Annotated in this window: 17 protein-coding genes; 8 read left to right on the forward strand and 9 right to left on the reverse strand. The window is 73.0% G+C overall.

Features of this window, described 5'->3' with window-relative positions:
• Nucleotides 1-70: 70 nt before the first annotated feature.
• The 3 genes from ML5_RS17850 to ML5_RS17860 all read right to left on the reverse strand — a co-directional run bounded on the left by ML5_RS17850 (nucleotide 71) and on the right by ML5_RS17860 (nucleotide 3,557).
• Nucleotides 71-1,015: a beta-ketoacyl-ACP synthase III gene (locus ML5_RS17850; protein ID WP_013287838.1), complete on the reverse strand. Its 945-nt coding sequence runs from the start codon at nucleotides 1,013-1,015 to the stop codon at nucleotides 71-73.
• Nucleotides 1,016-2,185: an acyltransferase domain-containing protein gene (locus tag ML5_RS17855; RefSeq protein ID WP_013475620.1), complete on the reverse strand. Its 1,170-nt coding sequence runs from the start codon at nucleotides 2,183-2,185 to the stop codon at nucleotides 1,016-1,018.
• A gap of 97 nt (nucleotides 2,186-2,282) precedes the next feature.
• Nucleotides 2,283-3,557 (reverse strand): CdaR family transcriptional regulator, encoded by a 1,275-nt coding sequence (locus ML5_RS17860; RefSeq protein WP_269635915.1) that lies wholly within the window; start codon nucleotides 3,555-3,557, stop codon nucleotides 2,283-2,285.
• Between the two features lie 105 nt (nucleotides 3,558-3,662).
• Here ML5_RS17860 and ML5_RS17865 point away from each other — a divergent pair, with 105 nt between their 5' ends.
• Complete coding sequence (locus ML5_RS17865) at nucleotides 3,663-3,992, forward strand: hypothetical protein (protein WP_013475622.1); 330 nt, start codon at nucleotides 3,663-3,665, stop codon at nucleotides 3,990-3,992.
• Nucleotides 3,993-4,047: 55 nt separating this feature from the next.
• Here the strand turns inward: ML5_RS17865 and ML5_RS17870 are convergent, their stop codons facing one another.
• Nucleotides 4,048-4,710 carry a hypothetical protein gene (locus ML5_RS17870; RefSeq protein WP_013475623.1) on the reverse strand — a complete coding sequence of 221 codons (663 nt, stop codon included), beginning with the start codon at nucleotides 4,708-4,710 and terminating at the stop codon, nucleotides 4,048-4,050.
• Nucleotides 4,711-4,902: 192 nt separating this feature from the next.
• Here ML5_RS17870 and ML5_RS17875 point away from each other — a divergent pair, with 192 nt between their 5' ends.
• Nucleotides 4,903-5,505: a copper resistance CopC family protein gene (locus tag ML5_RS17875; protein WP_013475624.1), complete on the forward strand. Its 603-nt coding sequence runs from the start codon at nucleotides 4,903-4,905 to the stop codon at nucleotides 5,503-5,505.
• A 169-nt stretch (nucleotides 5,506-5,674) separates the two neighbouring features.
• On the opposite strand, the gene gltX is transcribed toward ML5_RS17875, so the two are convergent.
• Genes gltX through ML5_RS17890 form a run of 3 tightly spaced genes read right to left on the reverse strand, consistent with a single transcriptional unit; the run spans nucleotide 5,675 to nucleotide 9,721 of the window.
• Nucleotides 5,675-7,084, reverse strand: coding sequence for a glutamate--tRNA ligase (gltX, locus tag ML5_RS17880; protein WP_030271635.1), 1,410 nt, complete (start codon nucleotides 7,082-7,084; stop codon nucleotides 5,675-5,677).
• 49 nt (nucleotides 7,085-7,133) lie between these two features.
• Entirely contained in the window at nucleotides 7,134-8,411 is a 1,278-nt protein-coding gene (locus ML5_RS17885) for an MFS transporter (protein WP_013287831.1), read from the reverse strand.
• A complete protein-coding gene (locus tag ML5_RS17890; protein WP_041784204.1) occupies nucleotides 8,408-9,721 on the reverse strand; it encodes a GH1 family beta-glucosidase in 1,314 nt (437 codons plus the stop codon). Before ML5_RS17890 ends, ML5_RS17885 begins: the two co-directional genes overlap by 4 nt.
• 202 nt (nucleotides 9,722-9,923) lie before the next feature.
• On the opposite strand from ML5_RS17890, the gene ML5_RS17895 reads away from it, so the two are divergent.
• The gene (locus ML5_RS17895) at nucleotides 9,924-10,370 is read left to right on the forward strand and encodes an SRPBCC domain-containing protein (RefSeq protein ID WP_013287829.1); all 447 of its coding nucleotides are present in this window, start codon (nucleotides 9,924-9,926) and stop codon (nucleotides 10,368-10,370) included.
• A 138-nt stretch (nucleotides 10,371-10,508) separates the two neighbouring features.
• On the opposite strand, the gene aceE is transcribed toward ML5_RS17895, so the two are convergent.
• Nucleotides 10,509-13,253 (reverse strand): pyruvate dehydrogenase (acetyl-transferring), homodimeric type, encoded by a 2,745-nt coding sequence (aceE, locus tag ML5_RS17900; protein ID WP_013475626.1) that lies wholly within the window; start codon nucleotides 13,251-13,253, stop codon nucleotides 10,509-10,511.
• Between the two features lie 189 nt (nucleotides 13,254-13,442).
• On the opposite strand from aceE, the gene ML5_RS17905 reads away from it, so the two are divergent.
• Complete coding sequence (locus ML5_RS17905) at nucleotides 13,443-13,847, forward strand: secondary thiamine-phosphate synthase enzyme YjbQ (RefSeq protein ID WP_030271630.1); 405 nt, start codon at nucleotides 13,443-13,445, stop codon at nucleotides 13,845-13,847.
• Nucleotides 13,848-13,888: 41 nt separating this feature from the next.
• Here the strand turns inward: ML5_RS17905 and ML5_RS17910 are convergent, their stop codons facing one another.
• Complete coding sequence (locus ML5_RS17910) at nucleotides 13,889-15,532, reverse strand: alkaline phosphatase (RefSeq protein ID WP_013475627.1); 1,644 nt, start codon at nucleotides 15,530-15,532, stop codon at nucleotides 13,889-13,891.
• A 186-nt stretch (nucleotides 15,533-15,718) separates the two neighbouring features.
• Here ML5_RS17910 and ML5_RS17915 point away from each other — a divergent pair, with 186 nt between their 5' ends.
• From ML5_RS17915 to ML5_RS17930, 4 genes are all read left to right on the forward strand, one after another.
• On the forward strand, nucleotides 15,719-16,189 hold the full coding sequence (locus tag ML5_RS17915) for a MarR family winged helix-turn-helix transcriptional regulator (protein ID WP_013287825.1): 471 nt from the start codon (nucleotides 15,719-15,721) through the stop codon (nucleotides 16,187-16,189).
• Nucleotides 16,190-16,251: 62 nt separating this feature from the next.
• Nucleotides 16,252-18,717, forward strand: coding sequence for a transketolase C-terminal domain-containing protein (locus ML5_RS17920; protein WP_041784205.1), 2,466 nt, complete (start codon nucleotides 16,252-16,254; stop codon nucleotides 18,715-18,717).
• Nucleotides 18,718-18,827: 110 nt separating this feature from the next.
• Entirely contained in the window at nucleotides 18,828-19,262 is a 435-nt protein-coding gene (locus tag ML5_RS17925; RefSeq protein WP_013287823.1) for a DUF3052 domain-containing protein, read from the forward strand.
• Nucleotides 19,263-19,343: 81 nt separating this feature from the next.
• On the forward strand, nucleotides 19,344-19,811 hold the full coding sequence (locus ML5_RS17930; protein WP_013287822.1) for a peroxiredoxin: 468 nt from the start codon (nucleotides 19,344-19,346) through the stop codon (nucleotides 19,809-19,811).
• The last annotated feature ends 14 nt before the right edge of the window (nucleotides 19,812-19,825 follow it).

Below are 19,825 nucleotides of genomic sequence, written 5' to 3' on the forward strand. Positions count from 1 at the left end.
TCTCATCGGGGGTTACCGGTGACCGGCGTCGCCGGTCACACACCTCGGCGCGTTCGCGCCCGAGGGGGTCTCAGGGGCAGCGCACGACCTGACCGGCGTAGGTCAGGCCGCCGCCGAAACCGAACAGCAGCACCGGGGCGCCCGAGGGCACCTCCCGCCGCTCGACCAGCTTCGACAGGGCCAGCGGGATGCTCGCCGCCGACGTGTTGCCGGACTCGACGATGTCCTTGGCGATGATCGCGTCCGGGATGTTCAGCCGCTTGGCGATGCCGTCGATGATCCGGGCGTTGGCCTGGTGCGGCACGAACGCGGCCAGCTCCGACGGGTCCACCCCGGCGCGCTCGCACGCCTGGAGCGCGAGCGGGGCCAGCGCGGTGGTGGCCCACCGGAACACCGACTGCCCCTCCTGGGTGATGTACGGCTGCCAGCCCTCGATCCGGACCGCGTCGCTCTTCTCCGGCGCGGAGCCCCAGACCACCGGCCCGATCCCGGCCGGCTCGTCGTCGGCGGTCGCGCTGACCACCGCCGCCCCGGCGCCGTCGGCGAAGATGATGCAGGTCGAGCGGTCGGTCCAGTCGGTGAAGTCGGAGAGCTTCTCCGCGCCGATGACGATCGCGTTGCGCGCCGCGCCGGCCCGGATCGCGTGGTCCACGGTGCCCAGCGCGTACGCGAAACCGGAGCAGGCGGTGTTGAGGTCGTACGCCCCGGGCGCGTTGATGCCCAGCTTGGCCGCGACCCGGCAGGCCACGTTGGGGCTGCGGTCCACGGACGTGCAGGTCGCCACCACGACCAGGTCGATGTCGGCGGCGGTCAGCCCGGCGTTGGCGAGCGCCTTGCCGGCGGCGGCGGTGGCCATGTCGGCCACCGTCTCGTCGCCCGCGATCCGGCGGGTGACGATGCCGACCCGGTCCCGGATCCACTCGTCGTTGGTGTCGACCATCTGGGCGATCTCGTCGTTCGTGACGACGCGGGAGGGCTGGTAGTGCCCCATCGCGACGATCCGGCTGCCGGCCATTTAGTGCGTTCCTCCGATACGGACGAGGGGCTGGCCCGGTGCGACCGGGTCGTCGTGGTGTGCGAGCCACTCGACGAGCGGCCCGTTGTCGTGCGCGGTCACCTCGACCGGCCCCCGGCCCGTGGTGACGTGGCCGAGGACCTGTCCGGCGCGTACCCCGGCGCCCTCGGCCGGTCCGGCCGACCGGTCGAGGCGGCCGGCGGCGGGGGAGACGACCACCCGGAACGACGGCGCGGTCGGCCGCGCGGCGGGACCGGCGTGCCGGGCGATCAGGCGGCGCGCGGCGGGCAGGTCGGCCGGCGTGTTCAGGGTGACGATCTCGGGCGCGCCCTCGCCCTTGAGCTCCCGCTTGACCAGCCCGGCCAGGGTGCCGGCCGGTGGCAGCTCGATCACGCCGGTGACGCCGAGGTCGGCCAGCGTACGCGTGCACAGGTCCCAGCGGACCGGAGCGGTCACCTGCCGGACCAGCCGGCGTACCGTCTCGGGGCCGTGCCCGACCGGTGCGCCGTCGAGGTTGGACAGCAGGATCCGGGCCGGGGCGGAGGCCGGGACACCGGCGGCGACCGCGGCGAGCGCGGTCTCGGCCGGAGCCATGTACGGCGTGTGGAACGCGCCCGCCACCTGGAGCCGGATGACCCGGGTGCGGGTCGGCGGCTCGGCGGCGAGCCTGTCCAGCGCGTCGACAGCGCCGGCGGCCACGATCTGACCGGCGCCGTTGCGGTTGGCCGGGTGCAGCCCGTGCGCCGTCAGCGCGGCGAGCACCTCGTCCGGGTCGCCGCCGAGCACGGCGGCCATCCCGGTCGGCTCCAGCGCGCAGGCGGCGGCCATCTCCCGCCCGCGTACGCCGGCGAGCGTCACGGCGGCCTCGGCCGGCAGCACCCCGGCCAGCGCGGCGGCGCCCAGCTCGCCGACGCTGTGCCCGGCGACCAGCCCGACGTCGTGCATCGGCAGGTGCTCGGCGGCGAGCAGCGCGGCGGCGACCAGCAGCGGCTGGGTACGGGCGGTGTCCTTGATCTCGTCCGCGTCCGCCCGGGTGCCCAGGTGGATCAGGTCCACCCCGGCCAGCGCCGACCACCAGCGCAGACGCGCCTCGGCGCCGGGGAGGTCGAGCCACGGCGCGAGGAAGCCGGGCTTCTGCGAACCCTGTCCGGGAGAGAGTACGGCGAGCACGTGTACGACTCTGACGGATACCGGCGTGCCGCGCTGTAACGTACGGCACCAAACCGCACTAGAACCTTTAGAGGAATCCTACAAAGATTGTCGGCGATCATCGCCGGTCGGAGACCGTCGGCACCACCGGGTCGAGGCGTCCCACTGTCAGCGCGACCTGCAACGCGAACGCGTCGCGCGGGGCCAGCGGCGAGAATCCGGTCACCTCGGCGATCCGCTTCAGCCGGTAGCGCACGGTGTTCGGGTGCACGAACAGCGCCCGGGCCGCGCTCTCCAGCGTGCCGCCGGCGGCGAAGAACGCGTCGAGCGTCTCCAGCAGCTCGCCGCCGGAGCGGGCCAGTGCCGCGTACACGTCGTGGCGCAACCGGCGGCGGGCCTCGGTGTCACCGGCCAGCGCGCGTTCCGGAAGCAGCTCGTCGGCGGCGACCGGGCACGGCGCGGTCGGCCAAGCCGGCGCGGCCCGGAACCCGGCCAGCGCGGCCCGCGCCGACTCGGTGGCCTCGTCCAGGCTGGGCACCGCCGGCCCGACCACCACCGGCCCCTCACCGAAGGCGGTACGCAGCTTCTCCGTGGCCGCCACCGGATCGGCAGCCCCGCCCAGCACGATGACCAGGCGGTCGCCGTGCACGCCGCCGATCACCTCGACGCCGATCCGCCGGGCCTGCCGGTAGACGGTGTGCAGCACGGCTGCCACCTCGCCGCCGGGGGAGCGGCCCACCGCCACCGCCACCGGCGGCGCGTCCGTCCAGCCCAGCGCGGCGGCGCGGCTGGCCAGCACGTCCGGGGAGTCGCCCCGCAGCAGCGCGTCGACCAGCAGCGCCTGCAACCGGGCGTCCCAGGAGCCGCGGCTCTCGGCGGCCCGGGCGTAGACCCGCGCGGCGGCGAACGCGATCTCCCGGGAGAAGCGCAGCACCGCCTCCCGCAGCGACTGCTCCTCGCCCGGTACGGCCAGCTCCGACACCTGCTCCTCGACCACGTCGATGGTCACCTTGATCAGCGCCACGGTCTGCTGGAGGCTGATCGAGCGGGCCAGCGCCTGCGGTGCGGCGGCGAAGACCTCGTCCGACACCTCCTGGGTGCGGTCGGTCGCGCCGCCGCCCTGGCGCAGCCACAGCACCAGCGAGCGCACGCCGGCCTGGGCGACGAGCATGACCCAGGAGCGCTGGTCGGCGGGCAGCTCACGGAACCACGGCAGCGTCTCGTCCATCCGCGCCACGCTGGCGGTGGCCAGGCCGCCCGCCGCCCGCTCGATGCGACGCAGCGTCGCCGACGTCTCCGTTCCGCCCGGTTCGCTCACCGCACCAGCCTGACACGGCGTGACCAGCGGATCCACTTCGAGGTGACGCCCTCGCCGCGGCGTGACGATCTCCACCGGTACGCGCTGACGATCTCGTCCGGCCGGGCCAGTACGGTGTCAGGGCACGCCGGGCCAGACTCCGGCCGGGCGGGCGAGGGCGACGCGTGAGGGGGGCCGGGGATGGCGCAGGGGGAGGCCGAGCACGGTTGCGCCCAGGGTGAGGCCTGCCGGCGGGGCCACGATCAGCCGGCGACTGCCACGCATCCGCGCCGGCCGTGCCTGAACCACCAGGGGGAGCAGCCGGCCGGCCGGGTGCCGGAGCGTGCCGAGGACGAGCCGGGCGTGCCCCGGCAGCGGGCGGCGGAGCCGGCGCACCTGGCCGACGACGAGCCGGCCGACCGGAGCTGCCGCAGCGACCTGTCGGGCTGGGCGGGAGCCCACCGTCACGGCGCGGTACGCCCGCGCAACCGCACCACACGCCGGGAGCGCCCGCCGCGCCGCTGGTGCTGACGCGCCGCCTGCCGGGCTGACCGGGTGCGGCCGGGCTCAGCGGGTGCGGCCGGGCTCAGCGGGTGCGGCGGCGGACCAGCAGCGCGATGCCGGCCAGCCCGGCGGTGATGACGAGCACGATGCCCACGTTGAGCAGCAGCAGCCGCTGGAGCTCGCCGAGCGCGGTGTCGATGTTCTGCACCGGGTCGAGCGCCTCCTCCGGAAGCACCCGCTCGCCGCCGCCGACGCCTCCAGCGAGCGTGTCGAACTGCGCCGGCATCGGCACGCCGACCGAGCGCAGCGTCTCGGGCATGTTGAGCCGCCCGAAGAACCAGCCGGCCCGGGTGCTGCTCAGGTCCGGCTGCTTGCCCGGCCGGTAGATCCGGGGACCGCCCTTGGCCAGCGGGAACAGGTCGTAGGTGCGCTGCGGGCCGGCGGCGGCGAGCACCACCACCGTGTACTTCGGACCGAGATCCTTCGCGGCCGGGCCGCGCAGCTGGCCGGTCGTGCCCAGCCACTTGACCTGGTCGATCACCAGGTTGACCTCGTTCGGGCTGGTGTCGGCGCGCAGTTTCAGCGGCGCGTCGAGCCGCTCGCCGCTGATGTCGACACCGGTCGGGGCCGGCTTCGGCTTGGGCGCCGCCTGCGCCGCCGCGGTGCCGGTCAGGGCCAGCGCGCACGCCAGGGCCGCCACGCTCCCGGTCACGGCGACCAGCAGCCGTTTCACCCTTCGGATCATCGCCGCCTCCTCGCCCCGTTCGATGGCTGGCTTCCGCTGCAGGTCACACTGGACCGGTGTCCACCACAAAGACTCCGCAGAACGGCGCTCGGTTGCAGCTGGTGGAAGAGTATTTGGAACTATCTGCGAGCTGAGACCGACCAATGAGCGGTCGATGATCATCGGCCGGATCCTACCCGGACGGAGGGAACCATGGGGGGCAGGGTCGCCCGTGTGGCGCGTACCTGGGCGGTGGTGCTCGGGGTGGTCGCGGCGTTCGCGCTGCTGTCGGCCGCGCCCGCCGCCGCGCACAACTCGCTGACCGGCAGTGATCCGCGCGACGGGGCCCGGCTGGCCGCCGCGCCGGAGCGGATCGAGCTGCGGTTCCTCGCCACGCCGAAGGAGGCGACGACCGAGGTCACAGTCACCGGCCCGGACAACGTGGCCGCTACCGGCGGCGCGCCGACGTTCTCCGGCAAGCGCGTGATCGTGCCGTTCCGGCCGGGCGCGGCCGGCCTCTACATCGTGACCTACCGGCTGGCCTCCGACGACGGCCACCCGATCAAGGGGGAGGTCCGGTTCACCCTGACCACCGGCACCCCGGCCGAGTCGCCGTCGGCGACGGTGCCGCCCGCCAGCGCCGCCCCCGCCACTTCCGCCGCTCTGCCCACCAGCGCGGTGCCGAGCCCCACCCCGGCCGCCGCCGGGGCGGACGATGACGGGGGTACGGGCTGGCTGTGGGCGGCCGGCACGGTGGTGGTGCTCGCGGCGCTGGGCGGCGGGCTGCTGCTGCGCCGCCGGGCCACCCGCCGGTGATCGTGGCCAGTGCGCGGGACCACTCTGCGTGACACTGCCGGCGCAATGATCGCCGAAAACATGTATGCCTCTGAGTCATAATTATGACTCAGAGGCATACCGGCCAATAGAGGAACCGCTTTCTGGCCACGACACGCCCGAGCGTCGGGAACGGGCGCCGTGCCGCGGCTCAGACCAGGCGTACGCGTGCGGCGCGCAGCCGGGTCAGCGTACGGTCGCGGCCGAGCACCTCCAGCGACTCGAACAGCGGCAGGCCCACGGTGCGTCCGGTGACCGCGACGCGTACCGGCGCCTGCGCCTTGCCGAGCTTCAGCCCGCGCTCCGCGCCGACCGCCTCCAGCGTGGCCTTCAGCGACTCGGCGTCCCAGGACTCCAGCGCCTCGAACGCCACGATCGCCGCGTCCAGCAGGTCGGCGGCGCCCTCCTTCATGGCCTTGGCCCATGCCGCCTCGTCGATCAGCGGGTCGGCCAGGAACAGGAAGTCGACGTTCGGCACGATCTCGCTGAGCACCGCGATCCGGGTCTGCGCCAGCGGGGCCACCGCCGCGAACGCGGCCGGGTCGAACTCGTCGGGCTGCCACGGCGGCGGGGCGATGGTCTCGGTGCCGGTGAGCCACGGCCGGCACGCCTCGACGAAGTCCTCCACCGGCAGCGCCCGGATGTAGTCGCCGTTGAACGCGCGCAGCTTCTTCTCGTCGAAGAACGCCGGGGACGGGTTCACCTCGTCCAGCCGGAACTCCTCCTCGATCACCGACCAGGGCACGATCTCCCGGTCGCCCGACGGCGCCCAGCCCAGCAGCATCAGGTAGTTGCGCATCGCGTCGGCGAGGTAGCCCTCGTCCCGGTACGCCTCCAGCGCGACCTTGTCCCGCCGCTTGGACAGCTTCTGCCGCTTCTCGTTCACCACCACCGGCACGTGCGCCCAGATCGGCGGCTTGACGCCGAGCGCGTCCCACAGCAGCTGCTGCTTCGGGGTGTTCGGCAGGTGCTCCTCGGCCCGGATCACGTGGGTGATGCCCATGCTCATGTCGTCGACCACGTTCGCCAGCAGGAACACCGGGGAGCCGTCGCCACGGGCGATGACGAAGTCCTCGATCAGCTTGTTCTCGAACGTCGGCTCGCCGCGGACCAGGTCGACCACCACTGTCTCGCCCTCGTCCGGCGTCCGGAAACGCAGTGCCCGTCCCTCGCCCGGCTCCAGGCCGCGGTCCCGGCAGAAGCCGTCGTAGCCGCGCTGCTGCGGGCCGGTACGCGCCTGCACGTCCTCGCGGGTGCAGTCGCAGTAGTAGGCCCGGCCGCCCTCGTACAGCCGCTGCGCGGCGGCCCGGTGCTCGCCCGCGTACGAGGACTGGAAGTACGGGCCCTCGTAGCTGCCCCGGGCGATGCCGATCCAGTCGAGCGCGGACAGGATGCCCTCGGTCCACTCGGGCCGATTGCGTGCCGCGTCGGTGTCCTCGATGCGCAGCACGAACACCCCGCCCTGCTGCTTGGCGAAGATCCAGTTCTGCAGCGCCGAACGGGCGCCGCCGACGTGGAACATACCGGTCGGGGAAGGGGCGAAGCGTACACGTACCGTCACGCCCCCCAGCCTACGGCGGGCCGCGAGGGGTTTCCGGCAGGGGGCCGGGTCAGGGCACCGACTTGATCTTCACGACCAGGGCGCTGCCGAGCAGGGTGACCGCCGCGGTGACCGCGTAAAGCGTCGGGTAGCCGCCGAGGTGCACGACGATCGGCGCGGACAGCGCCGGCCCGAGCACCTGCGGCGCCGAGTTGGCGATGTTGATCACGCCGAGGTCCTTGGCCCGGTCGGTCGCGGCGGGCAGTACCTGGGTGATCAGGGCCGCGTCCACCGACAGGTAGACGCCGTAGCCCGCGCCGAGCAGCAGCGCCGCGACGATCGCCATCGGCCAGGTGGGCGCCGCCGCCAGCAGCACCGCCGCCACCGCCATGATCAGCCCGGAGGTGATCACGAAGACCTTGCGCCGGCCGGAGCGGTCGGACATGCGCCCGGCGACCACCGCGGTGAGCATCATGCCCAGCGTGTAGAGCAGGATCAGCACCAGCAGGGAGCCCTCGGGGTCGGCCACCCGTACCCCGTCGGTGAGGAAGTAGAGCAGGTAGAGCGTGCCCAGCGCGTTGCCGGTCTGCACCAGGAACCGGGTGAACCAGGCCCAGGCGAAGTCGGGGTGGCGGCGCGGGCTGATCCACATCGAGGCGAACAGCGAGCGCAGCCGCAGCGGTGAGCGGTGCTCCCGGGGCAGGTGGTCGTCCTGGGTCAGCAGCGCGAACGGCAGCGACAGCAGCAGCACGGCGAGCGCGATCGCCGCGTACCCGGCGGCGTTTCCGGTGACCACGGCGGTGACCAGCACCGCGCCGAGCACCAGACCCAGCGCCTGCGGGATGCCCACCCAGCCGGACACGCCGCCGCGCTGCGCCACCGGCACCCGGTCCGGGATCGCGGCGGTGAGGCTGGCCAGCATCGCGTTGAAGCAGACCTGCGCTGCGACCCAGGCCACCGCCACCCCGGCGATGGTGTTCTGCCGGGCCAGCAGCACCAGGGCGAGCGCGCCGATCACCGCGCCGAGCGCGGTCCAGACGTGGCGGCGGCCGAAGTGCCGGTTGGCCAGCCGCAGCGAGGTGCGGTCGGACAGCGCCCCGGCGAGCGGGTTCGCCAGCACCGCGGCGAGCGCGCCGATGCCGGTGACCACCGCCAGCATGGCCTCCTTGTCGGCCGGGGCGATCCGTTCCACCTGCTGCGGCAGCAGCACCTGGATCGGGGTGAAGAACGCCATCCAGACGCCCAGGTTGGCCGCGAAGATCAGCGCGATCCAGCTCCGCCGTACCGGGACGGTCGGCTCGGCGAGCGCCGCCGGCAGCGAGGCCGGCGTCGGGTTCACAGTGGTCACCGCCGGACCAGATCCCGGAACCAGGTGTACGACGACTTCGGCGTCCGCCGCTGGGTGTCGAAGTCGACGTGCACCAGGCCGAACCGCTTGGTGAAGCCCTCGGCCCACTCCCAGTTGTCCAGCAGCGACCAGACGAAGTACCCGGTCACCGGCACGCCCCCGGCCATCGCCTCGCGCACCGCGCGGATGTGCCCGTCCAGGTACGCGATCCGCTCCGGGTCGTGCACCCGGCCGTCGGCGTCCGGCGCGTCGTCGTACGCGCAGCCGCTCTCGGTGACCTGGATCGGCGGCAGCGCGTCGCCGTACCGCTCGTGCAGGAGGAGCAGCAGCTCGCGCAGCCCGTCCGGGGCCACCGGCCAGTCGAACGCGGTGCGCGGGTAGCCCTCCAGCGGCACGATCTCGAACGGCAGCGGCGAGTCCGCCTCCGGCGCCCGGATGCCGGTCGGGTTGTAGTAGTTGACGCCGAGGACGTCGATCGGGGCGGCGATGACGTCCAGGTCGCCGTCGCGCACCACTGCGAGGTCGGGGCCGAGCGCGTCCGGGTAGCCGCGTCCGAGCAGCGGATCGGTGAACAGGCGGTTGTGCAGCGCGTCGTACGCCGCGGCGGCGGCCCGGTCCGCGTCGGTGTCGCCGGCCAGGCGCACCGGGGAGTAGTTGTTGGCGATCGCCACCGGGGACGTGCTGCGGGCGCGCAGCGCGGCGACCGCGAGGCCGTGCCCGAGGAGCTGGTGGTGGGCCACCGGGAACGCGTCGAACAGCAGCGTGCGGCCCGGCGCGTGCTCGCCCATGCCGTGGCCGAGGCTCATGTGGATGAACGGCTCGTTGAGCGTGATCCAGAGCTTCACCCGGTCGCCGAGGCGGGCCGCGGTCAGGTCGGCGTACTCGGCGAAGCGGGCGGCGGTGTCCCGGTTGAGCCAGCCGCCGGCGTCCTCCAGTGCCTGCGGCAGGTCCCAGTGGAACAGCGTGGCGACCGGGTCCACACCGGCGGCGAGTAGTCCGTCCACCAGCCGGTCGTAGAAGTCCAGCCCGGCGGCGTTCGCCGGGCCGGTGCCCGCCGGCTGGATCCGGGGCCAGGCGATCGAGAACCGGTACGCGGACACCCCCAGCCCGGCCAGCAGCGCGGTGTCCTCGGCGTACCTGTGGTAGTGGTCGCACGCCTGGTCGCCGGTGCTGCCGTCGGCGATCCGGCCCGGGTCGTGGGCGAACGTGTCCCAGATGGACGGACCACGCCCGTCGACTGTGGTCGCACCCTCGATCTGGTACGCGGAGGTGGAGACCCCCCAGCGGAAGCCGGCGGGGAACTCGGGCATCGGCGCGGTCGTCAAGTCACCCTCCAGGAACGTGAAGCGTGCTCGCGACTCTAGGGCTCTGCGGACCGACGCGCCATAGGCCGTCATGGGTGGATGACGCAAGGGAGTTCGGCGTGTCTTTTCCGAACCCGTCCGCTTAAGTCCGATTTACACATAGAGTGCCAAATATCGCGGATGTGATTTAAGTGGGGGAAAGATACTCATGATCCTCGTGGAACGAAGCGCGCACGTGGCGGCGCCGGTGGATGTGGTCTGGGACGTCGTGCAGCGCGCCGAGCAGCTGCCGGCCTGGCTGGCGGGAGTCCGCGCGGCCGAGGTCCTGTCCGGGGAGGGATTCGGGCGGCGGCAGCTGGTCCAGGCCGGACGCGGCGCCGCGCACGAGGCCGAGGTGATCGCCTTCCAGGAGCCGACCCTGATCGGCTGGCGCGAACGCGCGAAGGGCGCCGGCGCCCGGGCCGAGGCGCGCACCGAGATCTACGTCCAGCTCACCCCGGACGAGGAGGGCGGCGGCACCGTCGTACGCCTGATCGTCGTGCGGTGGCCCGCCGGACCCGTCAAGGCGGCCCTGCTCCGGCTCGGCCTGCGCCGGGTCGGCGCCGACCTGGAGGACTCGCTGGCCCGGCTGACCGACCTGGCCGCCGTCGGCTGACCGAGCCCGTCCCGGCGTCGCCCGCGATGGTGACGGCCCGGCGTTCCCGCCAGGGACGCCGGGCCGTCATCGTCTGTGCCCGAGGTGTTAAAAAGGGGCCCCTCCTCTACCGGAGGCGTCAAGAAGGGGCCCTTCCTTTCAGCTGTCGCCGCCGGTCTCGCCGACCGGGGCGGCGTTGACGTCGTCCAGCGCGTACTTGCGGGCCGCGTCGGCCGGCACGTGCGCCGGCACCACGCCGCGCAGCGCGAGCTGGCGCAGCGTCGCGACCGCCACCGACTCGGCGTCCACGTGGAAGTGGCGGCGCAGCGCGTGCCGGGTGTCCGACATGCCGAAGCCGTCGGTGCCGAGCGAGGTGTAGTCCCCGGGTACCCAGCGCGCGATCAGGTCCGGCACCGCGCGCATCCAGTCGCTCACAGCGACCTTCGGCCCGTCGGCGTCGGCCAGCTTCCGCGCGATGTACGGCACGCGCGGCTCCTCGCCCGGGTTGAGCAGGTTGTGCTCCTCGCACTCCACCGCGTCGCGGCGCAGCTCGGTCCAGGACGTCACCGACCACACGTCGGCGGACACGCCCCAGTCCTCGGCGAGCAGCTGCTGGGCCTTGAGCGCCCACTGCATACCGGTGCCGGACGCGAGGATGTTCGCCTTCGGCGCGTCGTCACCGACCTGCGGCGCGGGGGAGTAGCGGTGGATGCCCTTGAGGATGCCCTCGACGTCCACACCCTCCGGCTCGGCCGGCTGGAAGATCGGCTCGTTGTAGATGGTGAGGTAGTAGAAGATGTTCTCCGGCGCCTCGCCGTACATCCGGTGCAGGCCGTTCTCCACGATGTGCGCCAGCTCGAAGGCGAACGCCGCGTCGTAGGAGACCACCGCCGGGTTGGTGGCGGCGAGCAGCAGCGAGTGGCCGTCCTCGTGCTGGAGGCCCTCACCGTTGAGCGTGGTCCGGCCGGCGGTCGCGCCGAGCACGAAGCCCCGCGCCATCTGGTCCGCCGCCGCCCAGAACCCGTCGCCCGTGCGCTGGAAGCCGAACATCGAGTAGAAGATGTACAGCGGGATCATCGGCTCGCCGTGGGTGGCGTACGCCGTGCCCGCGGCCGTGAACGAGGCCACCGAACCGGCCTCGTTGATCCCCTCGTGCAGGATCTGGCCGGTGGTCGACTCCTTGTAGGACAGGAACAGCTCCCGGTCCACCGAGGTGTAGCGCTGGCCGTGCGGCGAGTAGATCTTCTGGGTCGGGAACAGCGAGTCCATACCGAAGGTACGGGCCTCGTCCGGGATGATCGGCACCCAGCGCTTGCCGAACTCCTTGTCCTTCATGATGTCCTTGAGCAGGCGGACGAACGCCATCGTGGTGGCGACCTTCTGCTTGCCCGACCCGCGCTTGACGTCGGAGAACCGCTCGGTGCCCGGGATGGCCAGCGCCTTGCGCGCGGTGCTGCGCGTGGGCAGGTAGCCGCCGAGCTGCTGACGCCGGTCCTTCAGGTACGCGATCTCGTCGGACTTCTCGCCCGGGGTGTAGTACGGCGGGAGGTACGGGTTCTCCTCCAGCTGCTTGTCCGGGATGTCCAGGTAGAGGCGGTCGCGGAAGAGCTTCAGGTCCTCCAGCGTCAGCTTCTTCATCTGGTGGGTGGCGTTGCGGCCCTCGAAGTGCGAGCCGAGCGTCCAGCCCTTGATCGTCTTGGCGAGGATCACCGTCGGCTGGCCGGTGTGCTCCATCGCCGCCTTGTAGGCCGCGTAGAGCTTGCGGTAGTCGTGGCCACCCCGCTTGAGGTTCCAGATCTCGTCGTCGGACAGGTGCTCGACCATCTTGCGGGTCCGCGGGTCGCGGCCGAAGAAGTGCTCCCGCACGTACGAACCGGACTCCGCCTTGTAGGTCTGGTAGTCACCGTCGGGCGTGGTGTTCATCAGGTTGACCAGCGCGCCGTCGGTGTCCGCGGCGAGCAGCGGATCCCACTCGCGGCCCCAGACCACCTTGATGACGTTCCAGCCGGCGCCCCGGAAGAACGCCTCCAGCTCCTGCATGACCTTGCCGTTGCCGCGGACCGGTCCGTCCAGGCGCTGGAGGTTGCAGTTGATCACGAAGGTGAGGTTGTCCAGCTCCTCGCGGGCAGCCACGCCGATCGCGCCGAGCGACTCGACCTCGTCCATCTCGCCGTCGCCGAGGAACGCCCAGACGTGCTGCTGGGAGGTGTCCTTGATGCCGCGGTGGTGCAGGTAGCGGTTGAACCGCGCCTGGTAGATCGCGTTCAGCGGGCCGAGGCCCATCGAGACGGTCGGGAACTCCCAGAAGTCCGGCATCAGCCGCGGGTGCGGGTACGACGGCAGCCCGCCGCCGGGGTGCGACAGCTCCTGCCGGAAGCCGTCGAGCTGGCTCTCGCTGAGCCGGCCCTCCAGGAACGCCCGCGCGTACATGCCGGGGGAGGCGTGACCCTGGTAGAAGATCTGGTCGCCGCCGCCCGGGTGGTTCTTGCCCCGGAAGAAGTGGTTGAAGCCCACCTCGTAGAGGGACGCCGAGCTGGCGAACGTGGAGATGTGCCCACCGACGCCGATCTCCGGGCGCTGCGCCCGGTGCACCAGCATCGCGGCGTTCCACCTGATGTACGCCCGCAGCCGCCGCTCGACGTGCTCGTCACCCGGGAACCACGGTTCGCGCTCCGGCGGGATCGTGTTGATGTAGTCGGTGGTGGTCAGTGACGGCACCCCGACCTGCCGCTCGCGGGCCCGCTCCAGCAGGCGCAGCATGACGTACCGGGCTCGCTTTGTCCCGCGCTCGTCGATGACACCGTCGAGTGACTCGACCCATTCGCTGGTCTCTTCAGGGTCGATGTCCGGAAGCTGGCTCGGCAGACCAGCGGTGATCACCGGGCGCTTGCGTTCCGTAGCCACAGGCGTTCCCTCGGTTTCGTGTGGGATAGGTCTCTAGCGCCATCCTGCCCCCTGGTGGCGTGTGCCGTCACCTCTCCCACCCCCAGACGCGACGCTGAACACAGGTACCCATCAGTAACTTTGCGCTATCACCGGATGCGCTATCGGCGGGCGGGGCGGTGAACCGGGCACTGCGGCAGAATGCGCCGTATGCGGAGTGAGGTGATCACCGTCCGGACCGGCTCCCGGCCGACCGTCCGGGACATCACGAGCGAGGCCGAGCGGTTCGTGTCCGGGGCCGGCGACGGCCTGCTGCACGTCTTCGTCCCGCACGCCACCGCCGGGCTGGCGATCATCGAGACCGGTGCCGGCTCCGACGACGACCTGCTGCGGGCGCTCGACGACCTGCTCCCCACCGACGACAGGTGGCGGCACCGGCACGGCTCACCCGGGCACGGCCGCGACCACGTGCTGCCGGCGTTCGTGCCGCCGTACGCGACGCTGCCGGTGCTCGGCGGGCGGCTCCAGCTCGGCACCTGGCAGTCGATCTGCCTGGTCGACACCAACGGCGACAACCCCGACCGTCAGGTGCGCTTCTCGTTCCTGGCCGGCTGACCGGCCGGACCGGGCGTGCGACGCCCGGCCCGGCCGCGCCGTCACGGTCGGACCGTCTCCGCCTCCACCGTCTGCCGGCCCTGGTCGACGCCGGGGGCGGCGGTGCGCGCCGCGGCCGGCGGCCGGTCGTGGGTCAGGTTCAGCCCGGGTACGCGGTCCTCGATCACGAACGTGGCCCGGGTGTACGCGGGCGCGTCCGGCCGGCTCACGTACGGCAGCACGTCGAAGTCGGCGGTCAGCTCGGTCGGGGTGATCGTGGTGCGGACGTACCCCCGAAGGTTGTTCTGGAAGCGCAGGTGCGGGTTGAACGCCAGCCACGGGTGCGAGCCGGTCGGCGAGTCGGCGCCGTCCCCGGTCGAGGTGATCGACGAGCAGACCAGCTCGCTGCCGACGGTGCGCGAGGTCGGGTCGGCGTAGTCCAGCTTCAGGTCGCTGGCCCAGTGCGCGTGCACGTCGCCGGTGAGCACCACCGGGTTGCGCACCCCGGCGGCCGTCCAGCCCCGGGTGATCCGGTCCCGGGATGCGACGTACCCGTCCCAGGCGTCCATGCTCGTCACCGTCAGCGGACCGGAGTTGTTGTCCCGCTGGGCGAAGAACACCTGCTGGCCGAGCAGGTCCCAGCGGGCCTCGGAACGGCGGAAGCCGTCCAGCAGCCACGCCTCCTGCGCGGCGCCGGTGATCGAGCGGGCCGGGTCGGACGCCTCCGCGCAGCTCTTGTAGCCGTCGCCGCACGCCTGGTCGTCCCGGTACTGCCGGGTGTCGAGCATGTGGAAGGTGGCCAGCCGGCCCCAGCGCACCCGCCGGTAGAGCTGCATGTCGATGCCGCGCGGGATCGAGGTGCGGCGCAGCGGCATGTTCTCGTAGTACGCCTGGAACGCCGCCGCCCGCCGGGCGGGGAAGTCCGGGTCGGGCGCCTCGGGCACCTCGTCGGCCCAGTTGTTCTCCACCTCGTGGTCGTCGAAGACCACCACCCAGGGCGCGACCGCGTGCGCCGCCTGGAGGTCGGTGTCGGTCTTGTACTGGGCGTGCCGCTGCCGGTAGTTCGCCAGCGTCCGGGTCTCCGGGCCCTCGTGGTCACGCGGGTTGCCGCCGGGGACGTTGTACGTGTCCTTGGCGTACTCGTACTGGTAGTCGCCGAGGTGCAGGATCAGCTCCGGCTCGGTCTCGGCCAGCCGCCGGTACGCGGTGAAGTAGCCGTGCTCGTACTGCGAGCAGGAGGCGAAGCCCATGGCGAGCGCGGAGGGCATCGACCACGGCGCCGGGGCGGTGCGGGTGCGCCCGGCCGGGGACGCCCAGCGCTCGGCCCGGAACCGGTAGAAGTACTCCCGTCCGGGCAGCAGGCCGTCCAGTTCGACGTGCACGCTGTGCGCGGACTCCGGCCGGGCCAGCCGTACGCCGCGGCGCACCACGTGCCGGAAGCGCTCGTCGACGGCCACCTCCCAGGACACCGGCACGACCCGCGACGGCATGCCGCCCAGGCCGTCCTCGGCCAGCGGCTCCGGCGCCAGCCGGGTCCAGAGCACGAAGCCCTCGTGGTCCGGGTCGCCGGAGGCCACGCCGAGCGTGAACGGGTCGCGGCGCAGCGGGCCGGGCGACGCGGCGGCCGCGACCGGCAGGCCGGCTGCCGCGCCGGCGGCGCCGAGCGCCGCGCCGCTGAGCAGGATGGTACGTCGGGACAGAGCCACGGTTTTCCTCCCCGGAGTCCGGTTCGTCGACTCCCGGCAGCCTCACGGACGTCGATGGCCGTCAGGTGAAGGGCGGACGACCGGCCGGGAATTTCCGCCGAACAGCGCTTCATGATCGGCAATCGGTTGCAGGAGGTGCCTGACCGTTCGGCTGATCGAAGATCGACTCGCCCATACGATGATCGGATGGCGCAATCCACCGTTCCCACCGTCCGTGACCGGGCGGACCTGGCCGGGGAGACCGTGCGCCGGATCCTGCACGTCGCCGCCGCGTTGCGGCACCACCAGGACGAGGGGATCGCGGCACTGGGCCTCACCCCGGCGGTCGCCCGGGCGCTGCACGAGCTGGACCCGGACCGCCCGCTCCCGGCCCGTGACCTCGCCGAGCAGCTCGGCTGCGACAGGTCCAACGTCACCGGCCTGGCCGACAAGCTGGAGCAGGCCGGGCTGGTGGAACGGCGTACCGACCCGGCCGACCGGCGGCAGAAGGCGCTCGTGGTCACCGGGCGGGGGCGGCAGGTACGCGACCGGGTCCGCCAGGTGATGTCGGACTCCCGACTCCTCGACGCCCTGAGCACCGACGAACTGGCCACACTGCGGGACCTGGTGCTCAAGGTCTCCGACGGAGGCTGCCCGCAGGAGTGTGGCCAGGTCTGAGCCACGCCGGGCGGAACGTGTCCGACTGGGCGAGGCGGGCCCGAGTCGGTAATGCTGTCCGCGTGACCACCCCGCACGATCTCGACGACCGGCTCCGAGCCGAACTGGCCGCGCTCGGGGCGCCCGACCAGCGGCGCGACCTGGGCGAACCGCTGCCCGACGGCGGTGCGTTGACCGGGGCGCAGGCGCTGGCCCTGTTCGACGCGCAGCTGACCAGCCGGCTGCTCGACCTGGCCGGGCGGTGGCTGTCGGGCTTCGGTGAGGGGTACTTCACTGTCGAGTCGGCCGGTCACGAGGGCGACGCCGCGGTGGCAGCCGCGCTGCGGCCGACCGATCCCGCGCTGCTGCACGCCCGCTCCGGCGCGTTCTACTGCCTGCGCGCCGCCCAGGCCGCCGGCGCCTTCCCCGCAGCCCCGCCGGACCTGCCGCCCGCGACCGGCGCCGACGCCCCACCCACCACCCCGGAACCGGGAAGATCTTGGAGCGAAAGCGCCCCTCCGGGGGCCGTTTCCCACCAAGATCTCGACGTTGACCCGGGGGAGCCGGAGGCGGCCAGCCTCCCCGTGGGCGCCGGGATCGTCGTGGACGCGGACGGGGACGCGACTGTCGTCGTACCCGATCTGCCGCAGCCCGCGCCCGACGACGCGTTCGCGGCGGCGGCGCGCGACGTGCTGCGCGGCATCGTCGCCTCCGCCGAGGAGCCCGCGGCCGGCGGGCGGGCGAAGGTCTTCGGCCGCGCCGACCTGGCGGTCGTGCCGACCACGTCGGCCGCCGGTTCGCACCTGCCGCGCGCCGTCGGCCTGGGGCTCGCGCTGGAGCGGCTGCGCCGCGGCGCGCGGCCCGCCGACGGCGAGGCCGAGGCGGCGCCCTGGCCGGCCGACGCCGTGGTGGTCTGCGCCTTCGACGACGGCGCGGCCGACCACGCCGCGGCCACGGCCGCGCTGAACACGACCGGCTGGTACGACCACACCGGCCTGCGCATCCCGGTGCTGTTCGTCTGCGCCGACGGCGGCGCCTCCGCCGAGGGCTGGGTGGCCGCCACGCTGCGGGCCCGGCCCGGCATCAGGTACTTCGCCGCCGACGGCACGGACGTGGCCGCGACCTACCGGGTCGCGGCGGAGGCGGCGGACTGGGTACGCCGCCAGCGCCGGCCCGCCGTGCTGCACCTGAGCGCGGTCCGCCTGATGGAGCAGGGTGACGGCGACGCGGCCCGCGACCCGCTGCTGGCCACCGCGCGGCTGCTGGTGACCTCCGGGTACGCCAGTGGCGAGGAACTGCTGGCCCGCTACGACGAGCGGGGCTGGCAACTGCGCCGCGTCGCCGAGGAGGTGCTGGACGAGCCGAAGCTCGCCTCCCCGGTCGAGATCGTGCGGGAGCTGGCGCCGCGCCGGCCGGTGCGGGTGTCCCGCGCGGTCGCCGAGGCGGCGGCGCACGCGGCCGGGCCGGGCGCCGGAGCGCGGGCGGAGGCGTTCGGCGGCAAGCCGCCGGAGCTGACCGGCCCGCTCACGCTGGCGCAGAGCATCAACGCCGCGCTCGCCGACGGCATGCTCGACCACCCCGGGACGGCGGTGTTCGGCCACGACGTGGCCGCACAGGGTGGGTTGTACGGCGTGACCGAGGGGCTGCGGGACCGGTTCGGGGCGGCGCGCGTGTTCGACACGCTGCCGGACGCGACCTCGATCCTCGGGCTCGGGCTGGGTGCCGGGCTGGCCGGCCTGCTGCCGGTGCCCGAGATCCGCCACCTGACGCTGCTGCACGGTGCCGAGGACCAGCTCCGCGGCGAGGCGGCTACCATGCGGTTCCTGTCGCGGGGCGCGTTCCGCAACCCGATGGTGGTGCGGGTGCCCGGCCTGGCGAGCCCGGAAGGACTCGGCGGCCACGACCGTAACGACGACTCGCTGGGGGCGCTGCGGGACGTACCGGGGCTGGTGGTGGCCGTGCCGGCCCGGCCGGACGACGCCGCGCCGATGCTGCGGACCTGCCTGGCGGCGGCACGGGTGGACGGCAGCGTCTGCGTGTTCGTGGAGCCGGTCGCGCTCTACCACGTGCGTGACCTGTACACGGACGGTGACGACGAGTGGACTGCCGAGTACGCCGAGCCGGGCGCCTGGGCGGACCGGCAGGTGCCGATCGGGCGGGCCCGCGTCTACGGGATCGGCTCCGCCGAGGACCTCACCATCATCACGTTCGGTAACGGGGTGCGGATGTCGCTGCGCGCCGCGGCCACGCTGGCCGAGGAGGGCGTGGGCAGCCGGGTGGTGGACCTGCGCTGGCTGGCCCCGCTGCCGGTGGCCGACATCATCAGGGAGTCCTCGGCGACCGGCCGGGTGCTGGTGGTGGACGAGACGCGGCGAACCGGCGGGGTGGGCGAGGGCGTCCTGTCCGCGCTCGTCGACACCGGGTACGTGGGCGCTGCACGCCGCGTAGCCGCACTTGACTCGTTTGTACCATTAGGTCCGGCTGCCCGTCAGGTTCTGGTCTCCGCGGAAGCCATCACCCAGGGTGCCCGTACGCTGCTGGCACGGTAAATTCCGTTCCACCCGGTGCGCCACTTGCGCGGCGAGCCGCAACTGTGTGGACTGAGCCCGACGGTGTCACCCGACGCCACGAGCAGGGATAGATGAGGAGGCACTCGACAGTGAGCGCGACCGCTGGCCAGGCCGACGGGGTACGCAGCCTGGCGGACCGGTTCGGTATCGAGCCGGGCATGGTCGTCATGGAGATGGGCTACGACGACGACGTCGACACCGATCTCCGGGACGCCCTGACCGACCGCTGTGGGGAACTCGTCGACGAGGACACCGACGAGGTGGTCGACGCGGTTCTGGTCTGGCACCGCGACGGCGACGGTGACCTGTTCGAGCTCCTCGTCGACGCCCTCGGGCCGCTCGCGGACAACGGCGTGGTCTGGCTCCTGACCCCGAAGGCCGGCCGCGACGGTCACGTCGAGCCGAGCGAGGTCGCGGAGAGCGCGCAGACCGCCGGGCTCCAGCAGACCTCCACCATCAACGCCGGCCGCGACTGGAGCGGGGCCCGCCTCGTCATGCGTCGCGGGTCCAAGAGCAAGAAGTAGGGCGGCGCCGCACACCCGGCGACCACGGTCGCCGGGTGTGGCAGGCTGATCATCTCCAGACCCGATCCCGAGGGAGCATGCATGCCCATCGAGGTTGGCGCCGAGGCGCCCGACTTCCTGCTCAAGGACCAGAACAACCAGGAGGTCCGGCTCTCCGACCTCCGCGGTAGCAAGACCGTGCTGCTGGTCTTCTACCCGCTCGCCTTCACCGGCATCTGCCAGGGCGAGCTGTGCGAGGTGCGGGACAACCTCAACGAGTACGTCAACGACGACGTCCAGGTGCTGACCGTCAGCGTCGACTCCGTGTACGCCCACAAGATCTGGGCCGACCGGGAGGGCTACCAGTTCCCGCTGCTGTCCGACTTCTGGCCGCACGGCGCGGTGGCGCAGGCGTACGGCGTCTTCAACGACGTCGCGGGCATCGCCAACCGGGGCACCTTCGTCATCGACAAGGCCGGCGTGGTCCGGTTCGCCGAGATGAACATGCCCGGCGAGGCGCGCGACCAGCAGGGCTGGCGCAAGGCACTGGCCGAGGCCGTCGCCGCCTGAGTCCCACACCCCAG

The organism is Micromonospora sp. L5 (assembly GCF_000177655.2).
Classification (GTDB): Bacteria; Actinomycetota; Actinomycetes; order Mycobacteriales; family Micromonosporaceae; genus Micromonospora; species Micromonospora aurantiaca.